This window comes from Paenibacillus illinoisensis NBRC 15959 (genome assembly GCF_004000925.1).
In the GTDB taxonomy this organism is placed as follows: Bacteria; Bacillota; Bacilli; order Paenibacillales; family Paenibacillaceae; genus Paenibacillus; species Paenibacillus illinoisensis.
This window is the reverse complement of sequence record NZ_BIME01000003.1, coordinates 175,733-193,506: the sequence shown is the minus strand read 5'-3', so window position 1 is coordinate 193,506 and position 17,774 is coordinate 175,733. Positions and strand designations below refer to the sequence as shown.

Genomic DNA, 17,774 nt, shown 5'->3' with positions numbered 1-17,774 from the left:
GAAGAGTATAATTCCTATTTACGCTGTACTCGGGATAAGCTTGGATTTCATACACTATGAGTCTCTTGAGCTTCTATGGTGGTAAACATATATGTACATGTTGTGACAGTTAACTTGAGAAATTTGACCCTCATATACAGGACAGATTCATTTTGAGATAGAGATGTAGAAGTACAGCTAAGATTTGAGGGGTGGATCATGGGAACGGCAGGGATTACAAGAGGCTTCTATGAAAATGTACAGGAAGCAGCGTCCCACATCGTGGACGTGTTAAGCGGTGTATTGAAGGTCAATACGATCTTTGTTGCCACCAATGACGGGTTGACCAATGTCATTTTGGAAGCTTTCAACCGAAACGAGGAACTGGTTGTCAGTGGCAGTGAACTTCCATTTGATTCTTCCTACTGCAGTCTGGTACTGCGTAATACGAAAGAAAACCTGACTATAACGGATACTGCAGCACATCCGCTGACTTGCTCAATGGATGTAACCAAGGCGCTCGGTAACCGTTTTTTTGTGGGCATACCCATTATGCGGCGCTCGGGTGAAACTTTTGGGACGATATGTTTAATGGACAAGCCGGGCTATGTCATTAGTGAGACAGATATGAAGACGTTGAACGCCATGGCTGTATTTCTTGGATATGTCGTTGACTTGGAAAATAATTTACTTGTGCAGAAACAGAAACTTAACGATACGGAGCAGCTGAAGCAGCAGCTGCAGATGGAGAAGGAACGTGCAGAATCGGAAGCGATGACGAAGGCACAGATGATTGCGCTGATGAGTCATGAGATTCGCAACCCGCTCAATGGCATTCTTGGTTTAACCGATCTGATGCGCACACCGAATATGCCTGAAGAGCATGTGGAATATGTGGACATGATCGAGACCAGTGGCAACATCCTCCTGTCTTTGCTGAATAATATAATGAACTTTAATATTAATGAAACAGGTAGAACGGTAGTTCATGATGATCCCTTTGATCTGGTTTCTACTATTGAGAGCACCGTGTATCTGCATGCCGGGCTGGCGATGGAGAAAGGAATCGAGCTGGGTCTGAACCTTGAAATGAACATCTCTCAGGTCTTCGTGGGAGATGAGGTCAAGATCGGTCAGCTGCTCGCAAATGTGCTGAAATATGCCATTGATTCCACGCGTACAGGTTCTGTGCTCGTTACGGCAGTCGTAGATGGTCAGAATGTGGATGAGGCGGGTACGTTGCTGCTTCATATCAAATATACAGGTCGGATGCTGACATCGGACAAAAAACTGCAGGCGTTTAATACACTGGACGGAAATGTCAGCATTCAAAAGCTTGTGGGTACCAACCTCAGTTTGGCCGTCAGCCAAAATCTCGCCATTCTCATGCATGGCTGTATTGAGGTGAGCAGCCTGGGTGAAGAAGAGACGGAATTTCAGATCAGGCTGCCCCTGATGAAGCACTGGGAACTTCCGCAGCTTACAGGCATTCAAGAGCGATTGAAAGGTAAAACGGTACTGCTGGTCAAAGCTCCTGATATTCTGCAGGGGGTATCTTCCCTCATGAGCAGGTGGCAGATGGATGTGAACATGACATCAGACACGAGCCAGGCAAAACAATGGATGGAAAATGGATTTGAGCCTGAAATTGCGGTTATTGACATGGGGTTAGAGCCAGACAAGGCCATGAAGTTTATTCATGAATTAAAGGGAATGGCAAAACAACTGCCCATTATCATCCTGATCCCCTACGGAATGCATATGGATCCTCAGGAGGCGGGGAACGTTGATGCTGTCTTAACCAGGCCGGTTAGACAGTTGGACTTGCTGAACGCACTGAGCGCGACATTGCACCGGGCATAATAAAATATAAGCAGCGTACCTAATCAGGTACGCTTTTTTATTGTATACGGAAAGAGCGCACCTCAAATCCGATCTGTTTATTTATCCGTTTTCTTTTGTTAAATCCCTTTTCATCCACGCTGGTTACGTTACAATAGAAAAGTAAGAACCATACTAATTAATCTAGAGGAGGATGTGCATTCAATGGAATACCGCAGATTGGGTGGAAGCGGACTGAAAGTAAGCGAGATCAGCTTGGGCAGCTGGCTGACGTACGGAGGATATGTGGAGCGTGAAAATGCGGTGAAGTCGATTGAAACCGCATTCGATGAAGGTATCAACTTTTTTGATACAGCAAACGTATACGAGCGCGGCGCGGCGGAAGAGCTGCTTGGGCAGACTTTGAAGGCATATTCCCGTGATTCCTATGTTCTTGCAACCAAAGTGTTCGGCAAAATGGGCGACGGTCCGAATGACCAAGGCTTATCCCGCAAACATATTAAGGAGCAATGTGATGCCAGTTTGAAACGCTTAGGCGTGGAATATGTGGACATCTACTATTGCCATCGTTATCATACGGAAACACCGATCGAAGAAACGCTGCGGGCACTGGATGACCTGGTTCGTCAAGGAAAAGTGCTGTACGTAGGCGTAAGCCAATGGACTGCTGCTCAGATGGAGGCTGCGTTGGGTACCGCTGACCGTCTGCTGCTCGATCATATCGTGGTCAATCAGCCGGTCTATAACATGTTCGACCGTTATATTGAGAAGGAGATTATTCCACTTGGTGAGCGCAAGGGAATCGGACAAGTTGTCTATTCTCCACTTGCACAAGGCTTGTTAACCGGCAAGTACACCTCGGCTTCAGATCTTCCGGAGAACTCCCGTGCGGCGAAGCTCGGCTGGGATGAAGGCAAGATCAATGCAGACAAAATCGGAAAAGTGCGTCAGCTGATTGAAGTAGCGGACAAGCTGGATCTGAAGGTTGGGCAGCTGGCACTTGCATGGATTTTGCGTCAAAACAATGTGTCCAGTGCACTTGTAGGGGCAAGCCGTCCGGAGCAGGTGAAGGAGAATGCTGCTGCTTCAGGTGTGAAACTGGATTCAGCCATTATTGAAGAGATCGAGCAGATCCTGTCTTAGTGGGTAGCAGCCTTTCAAGGCGTAGTTATGCAAACTAAATCGTAAAAAAGGATGCCCCGCAGCCGGAAAGGCTTAACTGCGGGACATCCTTTTTGGGTTTTAAGCTAGAGCAAACGATTGCCAATAAGCACCTTGGATCGCTTCGGAATGGCGCAGACCCGATTCCTCCCGGTATTTTTGGCTTCATATAATGCACGGTCTGCCTGCTCGAAGAAGTCAGCGTCATCCTGCTCGTCGCAATGATCCGGAAAGACGGCTACCCCGATCGAAATGGTCAGGCGAATGGTTGTGCCGTCCGGCAGAGCGAAGAGATACTTTTCAACAGACTGTCGGATGGATTCAGCGATGGCCAGGGCTTGATGATTACCGCAGTCCAGCAGCAGGATTGCAAATTCCTCGCCACCGTTACGTGAGACCATGTCAGCTGATCGCGAATGTTCGATAAGTAATTGCCCCAGCTGTTTCAGAACAGCATCTCCAGCGCTGTGACCGTACGTATCATTCACTTTTTTGAAGCGGTCGATGTCAATGACGAGCAGGGAAAGCTTCTGTCTGTTTTCCCGGGCACGCTCCAGCTGCAGTTCCAGGGATTTCTCAAACTGACGGCGATTGCTGAGATTGGTGAGGTGGTCTGTGGATGCTCTGCGTTCCAGAAGGAATAACATCTCATTCGATTTATTAATAAATTCGGCGATAAAATAAATAAAGATCCCACCGACAAAAGAAATCGTCATTTGTAACGGATATACTTTCATTAATGAATTCATGCTGCTGGAGTTTAAAAACAGAATTACGAATATTAGTGTAATCCCCAGCAGGTTCATCGTTATGATTTTGGTTAATCTCGACCAGGAAGCATAGGCAAAATATACACCGGATAAACCGATTAATGTCATGACGAAACCGGCATCAATCGCTGGAGACGACAGACCAAAGATGGCAATGCGCAGGATGGAAATGACAAGTCCAGAGATGACTGATGCCAGACCTCCCAGATACACTGCGGCTGTAACTATCGCAAGATGGCGCAGGTCCACAATGGTATCTTCATTAAGAGGGAAGGAATAGTTCATCAGCACAGTACCATAGATACCAAACAGGAAGCCGCCGATCATCTGCACACGTAATGAGGGGAACGGGACACGAATGTTATAGTATTTGGCAATAATTCCGGATATGTACATGAATGTGATCATGACACAGATATTAATAAAGAACGTGCTTAACAATGAACAGCCCTCCTTTAACGCACATTACTATATTTTATCTGAAAAAGAGCACAGTAGCGAACCATATTATAGCAAATATGCAAGCGGATTGCTGGAAACGGTTTATTATTAATATAAGTTTTCTGGTAATGAACTCGTATTGACTTCATTATACATTAAGATTTATACTTAATCTAAATCAAAATTTGTTTCAATGTTTCTGGGAATCATAGCGATCGATGGATTGCTGTGTCATTGTATATATTCTGGAATGGATTAATAAAGGAGAATTGCCGTGAAAACTCTAAATCTGACGATACAAAGACAGGCCGTATATGATGTAGTACGCCACTCGGAAGACCATCCGACTGCTGCAGACGTGATGAACCGTCTGGTCGAACAAGGCTATAATCTCGCCTATGGCACCGTATATAATTCGCTGCGTTATTTAACAGACAAGGAATTGATCCGGGAGCTTAAGCTGGGTGAGACCGCCAGCCGATATGACGCCCGCATGGATGACCACCAGCATATTATGTGTGAAGTCTGTGGCAAAGTGGATGAGGTTATGACAGAGGTCCCTTCGGCATGGATGCAGCAGGTGGCCGAGGAAACCGGATATGCAATTGATCATGCTCATGTGGTCTTTGGAGGTGTCTGCGGGGAATGCAAAAACAAACGGATCAAGTAAAAATCAGGATGTCTGATCGTCGTTTACCGCTGCGGGTTAAGCCGGCTCTTGCTGATCCGGCCCCCTTTGTGGAAGCTTGTCCTGTTACGCGGCGTGTCATTCTGATCAGTCCGATGCCAGGCCAGGTTCATGAACTGGTCAAAGCGTTGACGGACAGCTGCTTCGATGTATTGGTGTTTCATCGCTGGGAACCGGATCTTCATGAACGGCTGGTATTTGATCTGTTGATCTATGATCTGTCTGTGGCTGGAACGATTGATGCGTTCGCTGGCATCAGCAGCCGTTTGAACCGGGAGGCAGAGCATATGGCACCTTGCCTATATCTGGTGGGCGAGAATATGATAGGGAGCGCAAGCGGACCCATGCTTCAGGAAGAGCTGCTGGTGTGGCCAGCCCGTCCGCAGGAAGCACTGTACCGGGTACAGCGCATGATTGGCAATAGTCCGGTTACGCCCAAGCGCGGCTTCTTGCCCGAGGAAGGACAACGGATCAGCTTCAAAGACTTGTGGCTGGACCGGGAGCGGATGAGTGTTCAGCGGGACAATGAGCGGATTCACTTAACGAAGACCGAATACGATCTGCTGCTGAAGCTGATTGATGCCAAAGGAGCTGTCATTTCCCGGGAGGAGATGCTCAGCGATATTTGGGAGACTGATTTTACGGGTGGAAGCAATGTAGTCGATGTTCATATCAAAAGCTTGCGCAAAAAGCTTGGAGATAACGCAGCTTCCCCGCAATATATTGTTACAGTAAGAGGAGTGGGCTACCGCCTGGCGGATTAGTCCGCTTTTTTTTATTTCCAGTTATCTAGGACATAAGCAGATATTCATCCTTCATTCATGAAACGATCAGGATACTCATGATAACCTCATGCGAAGCTCATGCAGACTTTCTATGGGACATGTTAGAATCATTTTAACAGTTAGATCAAGTCTAAATGTATATTTAAAGCAATGACGAATATGAATAAAATAATAGATACAGCAGGCATGAAGCCAACATGAGGAGGATTCTGATATGACAGAACGTATGACAACCAACCAGGGAGCACCCGTGGGTGACAACCAAAACTCCCGCACAGCAGGCAGAAGAGGACCAACTTTGCTTGAAGATTATCATTTGATCGAGAAGATTGCCCATTTTGACCGTGAACGTATTCCGGAACGGGTAGTGCATGCCAGAGGTGCTGGTGCACATGGTGTATTCACACTGGAGAAGAGCATGAAGGAGTTTACCAAAGCGGATTTCCTGCAGGAGCCGGGAACGGAAACGCCAGTACTGGTCCGGTTCTCCACGGTTATTCACGGAACGGGTTCACCAGAGACTGCGCGTGATCCACGCGGGTTTGCAGTCAAATTGTACACACGGGAAGGCAACTATGACATTGTGGGTAACCATCTGCCTGTATTTTTCATCCGTGATGCGATGAAATTCCCGGATATGGTGCATTCCCTGAAGCCTGCGCCAGATACAAATATTCAAGACCCTGCACGGTACTGGGATTTCATGACCCTTTCACCTGAGTCCACACATATGATGACGTGGTTGTTCTCTGATCTGGGTACGCCTGCGAGTTACCGTGAGATGGATGGATTTGGCGTGCACGCGTTCAAATGGATTAATGCTCAAGGTGAGATCCACTACGTGAAGTATAAGTGGGAGTCTGCGCAGGGGGTGCGCGGTTTCTCTCGCCAGGAAGCATCCGAAGTGCAAGGCCAGGACTTCAACCATGCTACCCGGGATCTGTATGACCATATCAAAAACGGCCAGTATCCGCAGTGGAAGCTGCAGGTACAGCTTCTGAAGCCTGAGCAGATGGATGATTTCTCATTTGATCCGCTTGATCCGACCAAAACCTGGCCGGAAGATATCATTCCGTTTCAAACGGTAGGAACCATGACACTGAATCGCAATCCGCAAAACTTCTTCGCCGAAGTAGAACAGGCCGCTTTCTCGCCAAGTGCATTGGTGCCTGGGATTGAGCCATCTGAGGATAAACTGCTGCAAGGTCGCCTGTTCTCCTATCCGGATACCCAGCGTCACCGGCTTGGGCCAAACTATCTACAGATTCCGGTGAACTGCCCATATGCACCGGTTCGCAACCATCAGCGCGATGGACTCATGAATGTGAATCAGGATCCCTCCCCTGTGAACTATGAGCCGAACAGCTCCTCCAGCAGCCCACAGGAAGATCCGGCATACCGGGATAGTCAGGTGCCGCTGCACGGTCATGTTACACGGGAGAAAATTGAGAAAACCGATGATTACACGCAGGCAGGCGAATTGTTCCGTTCCTTTACGGCCGAAGAACAGAATAATCTGCTTGATAATCTGATTAATGACCTGAAAGGTGTTCCTGCACAGACGCAGATGCGTGCATTATGTCACTTCTTCCAGGCTGACGGACAGTTTGGTGGACGTCTGGCTCGTGGACTTGGTGTAGATATCTCGGCATATATGCCATCGGCAGACCGCAAATAAGAGACATTATTAATATATTTTCATAGCGTGTAGGAAATAAAATTAATATGATGAGGCTGGGCATGACTGCAGGATATGCAGGACTGTCCAGTCTTTTTGCTGTCTTTGCGGCCGAGCTGGCTTCTCATTTACTCTCCCAGTGATATTCTGAAATGGAAAACAAATTTACAAATCATTTACAATAAAAAGCTGACATAGAGGTTGACTTCTCGTTTGATGGCACTACAATGGGTAGTGTGAGGGGTGTCTGAACATGAAAATACACAATTTTAAAGTGGGTGAGCGTGGGCTGAATCGTTTTTTTGGCCCGCTGGAAGCGAAGATTATGGATATCTTATGGGCGCGTCCAGGCAGCAGCATCCGCGAGGTGCAAACAGCACTTGAACAAGATAAAGATGTTAATTTCAATACCGTCATGACGGTTATGAACCGGCTCGTGGACAAGGGGCTGCTTCGCAAAACACAGAAGGGCCGGACGTCACTGTATCACCCTGTACAGAGCAAGGAGGAGTTTATGAACGACCAATCGAAGGAGCTATCGCATGAACTGGTAGACGAGTTCGGTGCACTTGCAGTGAGCCACATGCTGGATGCACTGGATGAAGCCGATGCGGGGTTGATTGAACGTCTGGAGCAGAAGATCAAACAATGGAAAAAGGATAGCGACTGATATGTGGAAGGCCCGCTCGAAACTGTTGTTTACTGTCGGGTTTGGCATTCCGCTACTTGTGTTCATTCAAATGTTTATGTACGCCATGTACAAACTGTTTGGCTGGGATATTCCCTTTAATCTGCTCTGGCTGTGCAATCACTGGATGAGCCGGATGGGCTGGTTGTCGGTAGGCCACTTTTTGATGCTGCTTGTCGTGCTAACTTTTGGAGGAACAGGCTGGCTGTTCATGCATCGAATGATGAAGACGCGAGCAGCCGTACGCAAGCTCCATGCGATCGAGAACCAATCGATGTCCAGAGCTCTTGAGGTCAAATATCGTCATCTTAAACAACCGGGGTTTATCATTGTGGACAAGCAGTCACCGATTGCTTTTACGATTGGTTTATGGAGGCCGTACATTGTTCTCTCGACGGGGCTGCTCGGTATGCTCGATGCTGAAGAAGAAGCAGCTGTTGTCTATCATGAAGTCCATCATCTATGGCACCGGGATCCGTTGAAGACAACGCTGCTGTCGGTGTTTGCCATGATGATGCCGTATATTCCTGTTTTGAAGCATACTTCAAAGCAATATCATATCGTCCGCGAAATCTTAGCCGATAATGAAGCGATTGAACGTACGGGAAATGCAGCGGGAATTGGCAGTGCCTTGCTCAAACTGATCCGCGCTTGTCCTGAACCATGGCGGGTACGGGAGATGGCTGTGCAATCCTCGTTTGCCGATACGTCGGTGAATGTGCGCATCTCCCGTTTGCTCGATCCGGAACAAGATGTTGAGTTGGCTCTCCCGTGGTTCGCCATATTAATGTCGGCGACAGTGTTTCTGTTGATGTCTGTTTTGTTTGTTTGGTCGATCGGATAATTTGAATGCGATACACTTTAATGTCAAGGAGGAAGATGTAGATGAATAGTAGGAGCGTAGAGATTGGCTTGTTCTTCTTAAGAATCATGATCGGTCTCATCTTTGTATTGCATGGGTGGAGCAAGTTTGAAGGTGGAATCAGTGGTGCGGTAGGTTTTTTTGAGAGCATGGGCATCCCTGGATTCCTCGCATCCGTTGTAGCCATTATTGAGCTGGCCGGTGGGGCCGCGATGATTCTGGGACTGGGAACACGTGTGTTTGCTGCATTGTTTATTATCTTGATGGCAGGGGTTCTGTTTACGGCCAAAGTAGATCAGCCATTTATTGGTGGTACTGAATTTGATTACCTGACGCTGGCAGGTTCCCTGACCTTGCTATTCACAGGCAGCCGCTTCCTGGCGGTGGATCAGTATATAGCCAGACAAGGTAAGGTTCGGAATGCAAGCTCATAAGACTCACCGTTTGTAAGCATGTATTTCATTAAAAGCAGGCTAGGCCTGCAGCGAAGCCTTTTCCTACTGGATTGGTTTGCGGGTAATTCTACTTGTGAACTGCTCTGGCAGGAGAAGGTTTTTTTGGTTTGGACGCCAAGCCTAAACTTTTGGTACAATGAGAATAAGTATGCTACTAAGAAAAAATAAGAACATCAAGGAGGATGTGCTTTATGATTAATGTCATTCCATCCGAAGCCCGTGCCAGCTTCGACCGGGGCTGGCTGCGCGGCAGTCACAGCTTTTCCTTTGGAGAATATCAGGACGCGGAGAACACAGCATTTGGGCCGATGCGGGTAGCAAATGACGATGTGATAGCACCTGGACGTGGTTTTGGTGCACATCCGCATAGTGACATGGAGATTGTGTCCATTGTGCTGAATGGCAAGCTTCGCCATGAAGACAATCTTGGCAATGTAGCTGTAACCTCGTTTGGGGGGATTCAGCGGATGTCCGCGGGCAGCGGCATGATTCACACAGAGCACAATGCGTCCGATACGGAAGAGGTACGTTTGCTCCAGCTTTGGTTCATGCCTACGACGAAGGGACTGCAGCCTTCATATGAGACGACATCATTTGATCCTGCTGCACTAACGGGAGCGCTCCTGCCTGTAGTATCTCCTGAAGGCGGACCGCGGGTTGCATCCATTCATCAGGATATGACCATATATCTAAGCCGTTTGACTAAAGGTGAGGCAATAACATATAAGCAGGATGAGGGACGCCGCCAGTATATCTTTGCGATTGAGGGTAAGCTCGGACTGAATGGTAAGCACGATTTGACGGCAGGCGATACAGCGAGGGTAGAACAGACTCAGGTCACGGAATTGCAGGCAAGTGAGGATGCGTTCTTCATGCTCATTGATTTGCCTTAACTTGAGAGGAACGCAGCATTAATAGACACGAGCACTAAGGGAGGATATACGTCTATGGCACAGCAGGAATGGTTTATGGTTAAACATGGGGTAACCGGGCGAGGTCTGGCGAATAGCAAAACAGATTCCCTGTCCTATCGGTTCCAAAAAGAGGGCGAAGGCTTCGAATTTACCGTTACAGGTTTGGATGATCAAACCGTGGAACAGATCATGGATCTCAGGCAGGAGCTGAACGTCTTTCGATTCGTACAGCGCAAGGATCAGCCCCTCCTGAAGCACTGGTACTATGTCCAAGGAGATCGGGTTGCATACGATAAGGATCGTGGTACCCTTACAATTTTTGCGAATTCCGAGATTCGATATGTGCCTGAAGATTACTTTGCTGATTAATGATCATACTTAGATGGGTCTTCCATACCGGAAGGCCTATTTCTTTTTGTCTATTTCATATGGCATGTGATGTCTTTCAGGTTGTTTTAGGAAATCCCAGAAATTGCGAAGTCAAACAAGGTTGACATCTGGAAATTAATATAGATATAATTCATATCAATTGATAATGAATATCAATATCATAAGCTGAAGAATAGAGTCATTACGTTGTCTTAAGGCTATCGGTGAGGGGTTTAGTAGAGAGATGAAGTTAGGTTATATGTTGATCGCACTGGCTGTTCTGTCTATCGTTTACATATTTATCGGCAATTCGGACATTTCGCCCCTGGATATATTCCACTTGACCCCAGTGCAGCTGCAGGTACTGCAAGTCAGCCGGTTTCCCCGTCTGATCAGCATTCTGGTCGCGGGCATCAGTATGAGCGTTATTGGTCTGATTATGCAGCAGCTGACACGCAACCGGTTTGTTTCGCCTACAACAGCAGGTACTATGGATTCCGCAAGGCTTGGAATTCTGGTGACCCTGATGTGGTTCCCTGGAGCGTCCTCTCTGCAAAAAATGCTGGTCGCCTTCGCCTTTGCCCTGGCAGGTACGCTGATCTTTATGCGAATTCTCGAGAAGGTCAAATTCAAGGACACGATCTACATCGCTCTTCTGGGCTTGATGTTCGGTAACATCGTTAGTTCGGTGACGACCTTTTTTGCTTACAAAAACGATTTGATCCAAAACATTTCCTCTTGGCTGCAGGGTGACTTCTCCACCATCATGAAGGGCCGATATGAATTGATCTATATCAGTATTCCGCTGCTGATTATCGTCTATCTCTTCGCCAACCGCTTCACACTGGCGGGGATGGGAGAAGACTTCGCAACCAACCTGGGCCTGGCGTATCGGAGAGTGGTGAACCTCGGATTGATTCTGGTAGCCATGGTCTCGGCTGTGGTCATTATCACCGTAGGAACCATCCCGTTTTTGGGTCTGGTCGTGCCCAACATTGTCACCCTGTATAAGGGAGATAACTTGCGTGACACGCTGCCCCATACGGCCGTGCTTGGAGCGATATTCGTTCTGGTCTGTGACATTCTGGGTCAATTGATTATTTATCCGTATCAGCTGTCCATCAGTTTGACAGTGGGAGTCGTAGGCAGTGTGCTGTTTCTGTATTTACTGCTTCGAAGAAAGGCAAATGGGTCATGAGAATGAAATATTCAGCGAATACTCTAAAGTTTGGCATCCTGATCGCAGCGGCGCTCATTCTGATTGGTGTGTTTCTGGTCATTCAGTCGGGGGGCAACTGGGACTACATCCTGCCGCGCCGGGGGAAAAAGATTCTGGCCATCGTGCTCACTGGAGCATGTATAGCATACTCAACGGCCATCTTCCAAACGATAACCAACAATCGCATCCTAACACCTGGCATCATGGGACTCGACTCCCTGTATATGTTGTTTCAGACGTTTGCGGTGTTTGTATTTGGAAGCAGTCATATCAGCTTTGTAAATAAAAATCTTAATTTTGCAGTGTCTGTCCTGCTGATGACCCTCTTTGCCCTGCTGCTGCATCAATTCATGTTCAGGCGGGAACGAGGGCGCAATATTTATCTGCTGCTGCTTGTGGGTCTGATTCTGGGAACGCTCTTTCAGAGTCTGTCCTCCTTCATGGAGGTCCTGATTGATCCCAATGAATTTCTCATCCTGCAAGGCAAAATGTTTGCCAGTTTTAACAATGTAAATACGGATCTGTTGATCATTTCGATGGCTTCCATCCTTCTGATCCTGCTGTATGCGCGGAAATTCACCAAGTATCTTGATGTTCTGGCATTTGGGAAGGACCATGCGGTGAACCTCGGTGTGGATTACCACTATATCGTGAAACGGCTGCTGCTCGTTGTCATGGTGCTGGTGTCCATCTCTACTGCACTTGTAGGTCCGATCATGTTCCTGGGATTGCTGGTGGTCAATCTGGCTCATCAGGTGTTCCGGACACACCGGCATACCGTGCTGATCTGGGGCTCGGTTATCATCGCCGTCGTTGCCTTGGTAGGCGGGCAGCTAATCGTGGAACGGGTATTCACCTTCTCCACAACCGTAAGTGTCATTATCAACTTTGTAGGCGGTGTGTATTTCATCTATTTGCTGCTAAAGGAGAGTAAGTCGTGGTAGAAGTCAGAAATGTATCCAAACAATACGGCGGCGTCCGGGTAGTGGATGACGTATCACTGAATATTGCCAAAGGGAAGATCACGTCCTTTATCGGACCGAACGGTGCCGGCAAAAGTACACTGTTATCCATGATCACCAGGCTCATTGGCAAAGACACCGGTCAGGTCCTGATTGAAGGCAGGGAAATTGAAGGCTGGAAGAGCAAGGATTTATCCAAGAAAATATCTGTGCTCAAACAATCCAATCATATCAATATCAGGCTGACAGTGGAGGATCTGGTGGCGTTCGGGCGTTTCCCTTACTCACAAGGACGGCTTACGCCGGAAGACCGCCAGTGGGTACAGGAAGCCATTGATTATATGGATCTTGGTCCGTACCGCAAACGGTATTTGGACGAGCTCAGTGGTGGACAGCGGCAGCGGGCGTACATCGCCATGGTTATTGCGCAGAACACCGAATATATCCTGCTGGATGAACCGCTGAACAACCTGGACATGAAACATTCGGTGCAGATTATGAAAGTGCTGCGCAAAATGGTGGACGAGCTTGGCAAAACGATAGTCATTGTCATTCATGACATCAATTTTGCATCCTGCTACTCCGATTATATTGTTGCACTCAAGGAGGGCCGGGTCGTTCAGGAAGGTAAAACGGAGGACATCATTGATACGGAAGTATTACAGCAGGTATATGACATGCATATTCCGGTGCAGGTGATCGATGGACGTAAGATTTGTGTGTACTTTTCGTAATAAAGTAAAACCAATATAGAGAGTGAGAGGTGTCTATTTATGAAAAAGGGTTGGTTGTTTACGCTGCTCGTTGTATTGTCTGTGGTGCTGGCAGCATGCGGAGGTAATAAAACAGCGGAGAATGCGGGTGCAAGCACAGGTACAGGTTCAGAGGCCAATGCGGGGGCAGCACAGTCCAATGAGGAGATTGTTATCAAACATCAACTTGGCGAAACCAAAGTGAAGAAAAATCCGCAAAACGTGGTTGTGTTTGATTATGGCGTACTGGACACCCTGGATCAGTTGGGCATAGAAGTTGCCGGTGTTCCTCAAGAAGGCGTTCCTCCATATTTGGAAAAGTATAAAGACGCCAAGTACACCAACGTGGGTAGTTTGAAAGAAGCCGATTTCGAGAAAGTAAATGCGATGAGTCCTGACCTGATTATTATCTCGGGACGTTTGTCTGATTCATATGAAGAGTTGAGCAAGATTGCACCGACCATTTATATGGCGGTAGACACCGAGGATTACATGAATTCCCTGACGGAAAACGTGAAGACACTTGGTGAGATTTTCGGCAAGGAAGCTGAAGCGGAGCAAGCGTTGACTACCATCGAAGCCTCTGCTCAAGCATTGAAAGACAAAGTAACGGCTGCAGGCAAAAACGCACTGATCGTGCTGACAAACGAAGGCAAACTGAGCGCATATGGTGCAGGCTCTCGATTTGGAGTCATTCATGACGTGTTTGGTTTTAAACCAGCAGACGCCAATATTGAAGTGTCCACGCATGGACAGAGCGTTTCCTTTGAATATGTGATGGAGACAAATCCGGATTACCTGTTTGTGGTAGACCGCAGTGCAGTGGTTGCAGGCAGTGGGGAAGCAGCTCCAGCTAAACAGGTCATCGAGAATGATCTGGTTAAGAATACAACAGCCTACAAAGAAGGACACATTGTGTACCTTGACCCGAACTACTGGTACTTGTCCGGTGGCGGCCTGGAATCCATTCAGGAAATGATCAAGGAAGTGGACGCAAGCGTCGAATAACTGAAGTATATAACAGCAACATAATGGAATTGGGAAGAAGGATCTCTGCGAACGCAGGGATCTTTTTTTGTTTTCCTGAAGACGGAAGGATGCATGGATTTTTGTAAATCGTCCACATAATTCCCGTTCATTTGGCACAAGCTACCTTGTATAAAAAAGAGCGGAGGGACGGACATGGCCGACAGGACAACAGGAAAAGAAGCTGCCTCAAACGCAGCCGAAAAAAAACATATCCCCTTGGGACTGCCGTCTCCGCCCATACTGAAGCAGCCCATCGGATTAACACATGAGAGCCATATGCTTGCCCTGGAAGACATTTTCTCGGACAGTTCGGACGTGGTCTTCCGTGATGTCATGATTTCGGCTGAGGTTCAGGGACTCCTCGTATACATCGAAGGGATTGTGAACTCGGCTGATATCCAGGATCATATGCTCCGTCCATTAATCCGTGGGCTGGTCGAGCAGCGTACCGATGAGCCTGATGTCCCCCTCGATGATACCCGAATTGCGCTTACTCAGGTAAAAAAGGTAGATTCTTGGGCTGCAGCAGCCGATGGTGTTCTGGAATCCTCTGCCCTGCTGCTGATTAATGGAAGCCGGGAAGCCTGGCTTTTTAATGTCAAGGGCGGCATCCGTCGGGGAGTAGAGGAACCTCAAACGGAATCAGTTATTCGGGGTCCCCGTGAAGGGTTTACGGAGACTTTGCGTGTGAACACGGCGCTCATTCGATTCAAGTTGAAAACTTCTTCGCTCAAGATGCTGAGCATGACCATCGGGACAGAGACCAAAACCAATGTCGTGCTAACCTATCTGGATGACATTGCGGATCCCAAGTTGATCAAGGATGTCAAAAAACGCCTGAACAAGATCAAAATTGATGGCGTTCTGGAAACGGGGTATATCGAGGAATTGATCGAAGACCATCCCTATTCCCCATTTCCACAGATGCATTATACCGAACGCCCGGATACGACGGTTGGTAATTTGCTGGAAGGCAGGTTTGCTATTCTGGTGGATGGCAGTCCGTTTGCCCTCATTGGACCGGTCACCATGTGGCAGATGCTGCAGGCCAGTGAGGATTATTATGAGCGGTTTTTTATCACGAATCTGGTTCGCTGGATCCGGTTTTTGTTTGTCGCCATTGCATTATTTCTTCCGGCGTTGTATATCGCCATTACAACCTTTCATCAGGATATGCTTCCGACAACGCTGATCCTGAGCATTGCCGGAGCCAGGGAAGCTATTCCGTTTCCAGCACTGGTGGAAGCTCTTATTATGGAACTTTCATTTGAAGCCCTGCGCGAGGCCGGGGTCAGGTTACCGAAGACGGTGGGTCAGGCTGTCAGTATTCTGGGCGCACTCGTTATAGGACAGGCAGCGGTCCAGGCCGGCATTGTATCGGCACCAATGGTTATCATCGTATCCATGACAGGTATCGCATCATTTACCATCCCGCGCTTTAACTTTGCTATCACGGTTCGTTTGCTGCGGTTTCCGATCATGCTTCTCGCCGGAGCACTTGGATTGTACGGCATAGTGATTGGGCTGGTATTAATCTCGGTCCATTTGACGCAGATGACTTCCTTTGGCGTACCGTATCTCTCGGGACTGAGTCCTTACAGCAGGACAGATACCAAAGATATTGTGATTCGTACCCCATGGTGGAAAATGATTAATCGTCCTTCCACAGTCCATCGGGATCAGAAACGCATGAATGCCAAGATCAACGGTTCCCCAGAAGCTGAGGAGGGGTGGTAAGCTCATGCATCTCTTGCATAAGTATCGCACAGTGGTGCTATTGTTCCTGTGTACCCTTTTGTTATCAGGCTGCTGGGATCGGGAAGAGATTAATGATATTGCCTTTGTCATTGGCATAGCCGTGGACAAGGAGAAACAGGATTACAGGACAAGTCTGCAGATTGCGCTTCCGGGTCAATCCGGTGCTTCGGGAAGTGAAGGAGGCGGGGGAGGGACAAGCGGGGACAAATCCTGGTTCATGCTGTCCACAACAGCAAAAACGTTTCGCGGGACCTCGCTTGAAGGGCAGAAGGCCCTATCCCGGAGGCTCTATTATGCACATCGTCGTACGCTTCTGATCGGAGAGGATCTGGCCAGGGAAGGCATTGCTCCGATGCTGGACCTATTAACCAGATATCCCCTGAACCGCCTGTCAGCCATGCCAGTCGTGACCAAGGGGGAAGCATTTAAGGTTCTTGATACAGACGCACCGATTGAAAAATTCCCTTCGGAGATGGTACGGGAGCTATGCTTCCTGAATATGCGGCATCCGCGTTCACTCAAATTGTTTATAGACTCCATCCTCTCGGACGGAATCGACCCCTTTCTCCCGATTGCTTCCGTTGCTGAAAATGTACCGAAGGATTGGAAGGATGTCAAAACCAATATCAAGCTGGATGGACTGGCCATCTTCAAAAAGGACAAACTGGTGGGAATGATTGAAAAGGCACCTGCAGATGCACTGATTTTGGCCATGGGTGAAGCCAATACGCCAGAGGTAATGATTAAGGCTCCAGAGGGAGAGGGGACGTTGTTCCTGAAGCTGAACGAAAACAATTCTTCGTTCAAGCCGCATATTCACAATGACAAAGTGAGTGTCACGATTCAACTATACGCCAAGGGAGTTTTGGTGGATAACGAATCGAATTATGGCGACCTGCGGGAACGTGAGATTTTGACGCTTACCGAAGCTATTCACAAAAAAGTGAAGGAAGATATCGAGGAGGGCGTAAGGCTGATCCAGCGAAAGTATAATGCCGATATTCTGGGGCTGGGTCGTTCCATACATCAGCAGATGCCGAAAGAATGGGATAGGATCAAGGACCGTTGGTATGACATTTATCCGAATATGGAAGTCGTGGTAGAGCCCCATATCATCATTGAGAATGTAGGGATCACCAATAAACCGATTGGATTGACCGAGGAGGAGATCGTCCATGATTAAGCCGCTCGTGTTTACTTATCTGGCGATGGTCATCATCGTCATTATCATGGACTTTAAGCACCTGAGGCAGGCGGCGGCGATTAACCGTTGGTTATCTTATGTGGTGATAGCAGGCAGTACCGGAATTTGGTTCTATGTTACCCATTTAAGCAAAACGTTCTTTATTACGGTTTGGCTGACCCATTGGATCCAGCGGAATTTACCGCTGCCATAGATGTTTGTCACATATCGAAATTCCG

General features: G+C 47.9%; 18 protein-coding genes. 17 read left to right on the top strand and 1 reads right to left on the bottom strand.

Annotation, left to right across the window (positions count from 1 at the left end):
- Positions 1-198: 198 nt before the first annotated feature.
- Both PIL01S_RS09520 and PIL01S_RS09515 read left to right on the top strand, forming a co-directional pair.
- Entirely contained in the window at positions 199-1,842 is a 1,644-nt protein-coding gene (locus PIL01S_RS09520; protein WP_127537338.1) for a GAF domain-containing sensor histidine kinase, read from the top strand.
- Between the two features lie 183 nt (positions 1,843-2,025).
- Complete coding sequence (locus PIL01S_RS09515) at positions 2,026-2,964, top strand: aldo/keto reductase family protein (RefSeq protein ID WP_095360067.1); 939 nt, start codon at positions 2,026-2,028, stop codon at positions 2,962-2,964.
- Positions 2,965-3,068: 104 nt separating this feature from the next.
- Here PIL01S_RS09515 and PIL01S_RS09510 read toward each other — a convergent pair whose 3' ends face one another.
- Positions 3,069-4,193 (bottom strand): GGDEF domain-containing protein, encoded by a 1,125-nt coding sequence (locus PIL01S_RS09510; protein WP_127537337.1) that lies wholly within the window; start codon positions 4,191-4,193, stop codon positions 3,069-3,071.
- A gap of 274 nt (positions 4,194-4,467) precedes the next feature.
- On the opposite strand from PIL01S_RS09510, the gene PIL01S_RS09505 reads away from it, so the two are divergent.
- The 15 genes from PIL01S_RS09505 to PIL01S_RS09435 all read left to right on the top strand — a co-directional run bounded on the left by PIL01S_RS09505 (position 4,468) and on the right by PIL01S_RS09435 (position 17,749).
- Positions 4,468-4,863, top strand: coding sequence for a Fur family transcriptional regulator (locus PIL01S_RS09505; RefSeq protein ID WP_127537336.1), 396 nt, complete (start codon positions 4,468-4,470; stop codon positions 4,861-4,863).
- Positions 4,839-5,645, top strand: coding sequence for a winged helix-turn-helix domain-containing protein (locus PIL01S_RS09500; RefSeq protein WP_095291041.1), 807 nt, complete (start codon positions 4,839-4,841; stop codon positions 5,643-5,645). The genes PIL01S_RS09505 and PIL01S_RS09500 overlap by 25 nt, the downstream gene beginning before the upstream one ends.
- A 235-nt stretch (positions 5,646-5,880) precedes the next feature.
- Complete coding sequence (locus tag PIL01S_RS09495; protein WP_127537335.1) at positions 5,881-7,344, top strand: catalase; 1,464 nt, start codon at positions 5,881-5,883, stop codon at positions 7,342-7,344.
- Positions 7,345-7,597: 253 nt separating this feature from the next.
- Positions 7,598-8,014, top strand: a complete 417-nt coding sequence (locus PIL01S_RS09490; RefSeq protein ID WP_095291044.1) for a BlaI/MecI/CopY family transcriptional regulator — start codon at positions 7,598-7,600, stop codon at positions 8,012-8,014.
- Between the two features lies 1 nt (position 8,015).
- Positions 8,016-8,876 carry a M56 family metallopeptidase gene (locus PIL01S_RS09485; RefSeq protein ID WP_127537334.1) on the top strand — a complete coding sequence of 287 codons (861 nt, stop codon included), beginning with the start codon at positions 8,016-8,018 and terminating at the stop codon, positions 8,874-8,876.
- Between the two features lie 41 nt (positions 8,877-8,917).
- Positions 8,918-9,328, top strand: coding sequence for a DoxX family protein (locus PIL01S_RS09480; RefSeq protein ID WP_127537333.1), 411 nt, complete (start codon positions 8,918-8,920; stop codon positions 9,326-9,328).
- A 212-nt stretch (positions 9,329-9,540) separates the two neighbouring features.
- Positions 9,541-10,242, top strand: coding sequence for a pirin family protein (locus PIL01S_RS09475; protein WP_127537332.1), 702 nt, complete (start codon positions 9,541-9,543; stop codon positions 10,240-10,242).
- A 54-nt stretch (positions 10,243-10,296) separates the two neighbouring features.
- Positions 10,297-10,632, top strand: a complete 336-nt coding sequence (locus PIL01S_RS09470) for a hypothetical protein (protein ID WP_127537331.1) — start codon at positions 10,297-10,299, stop codon at positions 10,630-10,632.
- A gap of 244 nt (positions 10,633-10,876) precedes the next feature.
- The gene (locus tag PIL01S_RS09465; RefSeq protein ID WP_095291052.1) at positions 10,877-11,830 is read left to right on the top strand and encodes an ABC transporter permease; all 954 of its coding nucleotides are present in this window, start codon (positions 10,877-10,879) and stop codon (positions 11,828-11,830) included.
- A 2-nt stretch (positions 11,831-11,832) separates the two neighbouring features.
- Positions 11,833-12,795, top strand: a complete 963-nt coding sequence (locus PIL01S_RS09460) for an iron chelate uptake ABC transporter family permease subunit (RefSeq protein WP_127537330.1) — start codon at positions 11,833-11,835, stop codon at positions 12,793-12,795.
- The gene (locus PIL01S_RS09455; protein WP_127537329.1) at positions 12,789-13,547 is read left to right on the top strand and encodes an iron ABC transporter ATP-binding protein; all 759 of its coding nucleotides are present in this window, start codon (positions 12,789-12,791) and stop codon (positions 13,545-13,547) included. Before PIL01S_RS09460 ends, PIL01S_RS09455 begins: the two co-directional genes overlap by 7 nt.
- Positions 13,548-13,586: 39 nt before the next feature.
- Positions 13,587-14,573, top strand: a complete 987-nt coding sequence (locus tag PIL01S_RS09450; RefSeq protein ID WP_127537328.1) for a siderophore ABC transporter substrate-binding protein — start codon at positions 13,587-13,589, stop codon at positions 14,571-14,573.
- Between the two features lie 174 nt (positions 14,574-14,747).
- Positions 14,748-16,331 carry a spore germination protein gene (locus PIL01S_RS09445; protein WP_127537327.1) on the top strand — a complete coding sequence of 528 codons (1,584 nt, stop codon included), beginning with the start codon at positions 14,748-14,750 and terminating at the stop codon, positions 16,329-16,331.
- A gap of 4 nt (positions 16,332-16,335) precedes the next feature.
- Positions 16,336-17,535: a Ger(x)C family spore germination protein gene (locus PIL01S_RS09440; RefSeq protein ID WP_164764200.1), complete on the top strand. Its 1,200-nt coding sequence runs from the start codon at positions 16,336-16,338 to the stop codon at positions 17,533-17,535.
- Positions 17,528-17,749 carry a hypothetical protein gene (locus PIL01S_RS09435; RefSeq protein ID WP_110758540.1) on the top strand — a complete coding sequence of 74 codons (222 nt, stop codon included), beginning with the start codon at positions 17,528-17,530 and terminating at the stop codon, positions 17,747-17,749. Before PIL01S_RS09440 ends, PIL01S_RS09435 begins: the two co-directional genes overlap by 8 nt.
- The last annotated feature ends 25 nt before the right edge of the window (positions 17,750-17,774 follow it).

Coding starts and splice junctions, on each gene's coding strand:
- PIL01S_RS09495 (WP_127537335.1), top strand. CDS start 5,881: ATGACAGAACGTATGACAACCAACCAGGGAGCACCCGTGGGTGACAAC.
- PIL01S_RS09500 (WP_095291041.1), top strand. CDS start 4,839: ATGCAAAAACAAACGGATCAAGTAAAAATCAGGATGTCTGATCGTCGT.
- PIL01S_RS09450 (WP_127537328.1), top strand. CDS start 13,587: ATGAAAAAGGGTTGGTTGTTTACGCTGCTCGTTGTATTGTCTGTGGTG.
- PIL01S_RS09460 (WP_127537330.1), top strand. CDS start 11,833: ATGAAATATTCAGCGAATACTCTAAAGTTTGGCATCCTGATCGCAGCG.
- PIL01S_RS09435 (WP_110758540.1), top strand. CDS start 17,528: ATGATTAAGCCGCTCGTGTTTACTTATCTGGCGATGGTCATCATCGTC.
- PIL01S_RS09515 (WP_095360067.1), top strand. CDS start 2,026: ATGGAATACCGCAGATTGGGTGGAAGCGGACTGAAAGTAAGCGAGATC.
- PIL01S_RS09475 (WP_127537332.1), top strand. CDS start 9,541: ATGATTAATGTCATTCCATCCGAAGCCCGTGCCAGCTTCGACCGGGGC.
- PIL01S_RS09440 (WP_164764200.1), top strand. CDS start 16,336: ATGCATCTCTTGCATAAGTATCGCACAGTGGTGCTATTGTTCCTGTGT.
- PIL01S_RS09470 (WP_127537331.1), top strand. CDS start 10,297: ATGGCACAGCAGGAATGGTTTATGGTTAAACATGGGGTAACCGGGCGA.
- PIL01S_RS09445 (WP_127537327.1), top strand. CDS start 14,748: ATGGCCGACAGGACAACAGGAAAAGAAGCTGCCTCAAACGCAGCCGAA.
- PIL01S_RS09465 (WP_095291052.1), top strand. CDS start 10,877: ATGAAGTTAGGTTATATGTTGATCGCACTGGCTGTTCTGTCTATCGTT.
- PIL01S_RS09490 (WP_095291044.1), top strand. CDS start 7,598: ATGAAAATACACAATTTTAAAGTGGGTGAGCGTGGGCTGAATCGTTTT.
- PIL01S_RS09480 (WP_127537333.1), top strand. CDS start 8,918: ATGAATAGTAGGAGCGTAGAGATTGGCTTGTTCTTCTTAAGAATCATG.
- PIL01S_RS09485 (WP_127537334.1), top strand. CDS start 8,016: ATGTGGAAGGCCCGCTCGAAACTGTTGTTTACTGTCGGGTTTGGCATT.
- PIL01S_RS09520 (WP_127537338.1), top strand. CDS start 199: ATGGGAACGGCAGGGATTACAAGAGGCTTCTATGAAAATGTACAGGAA.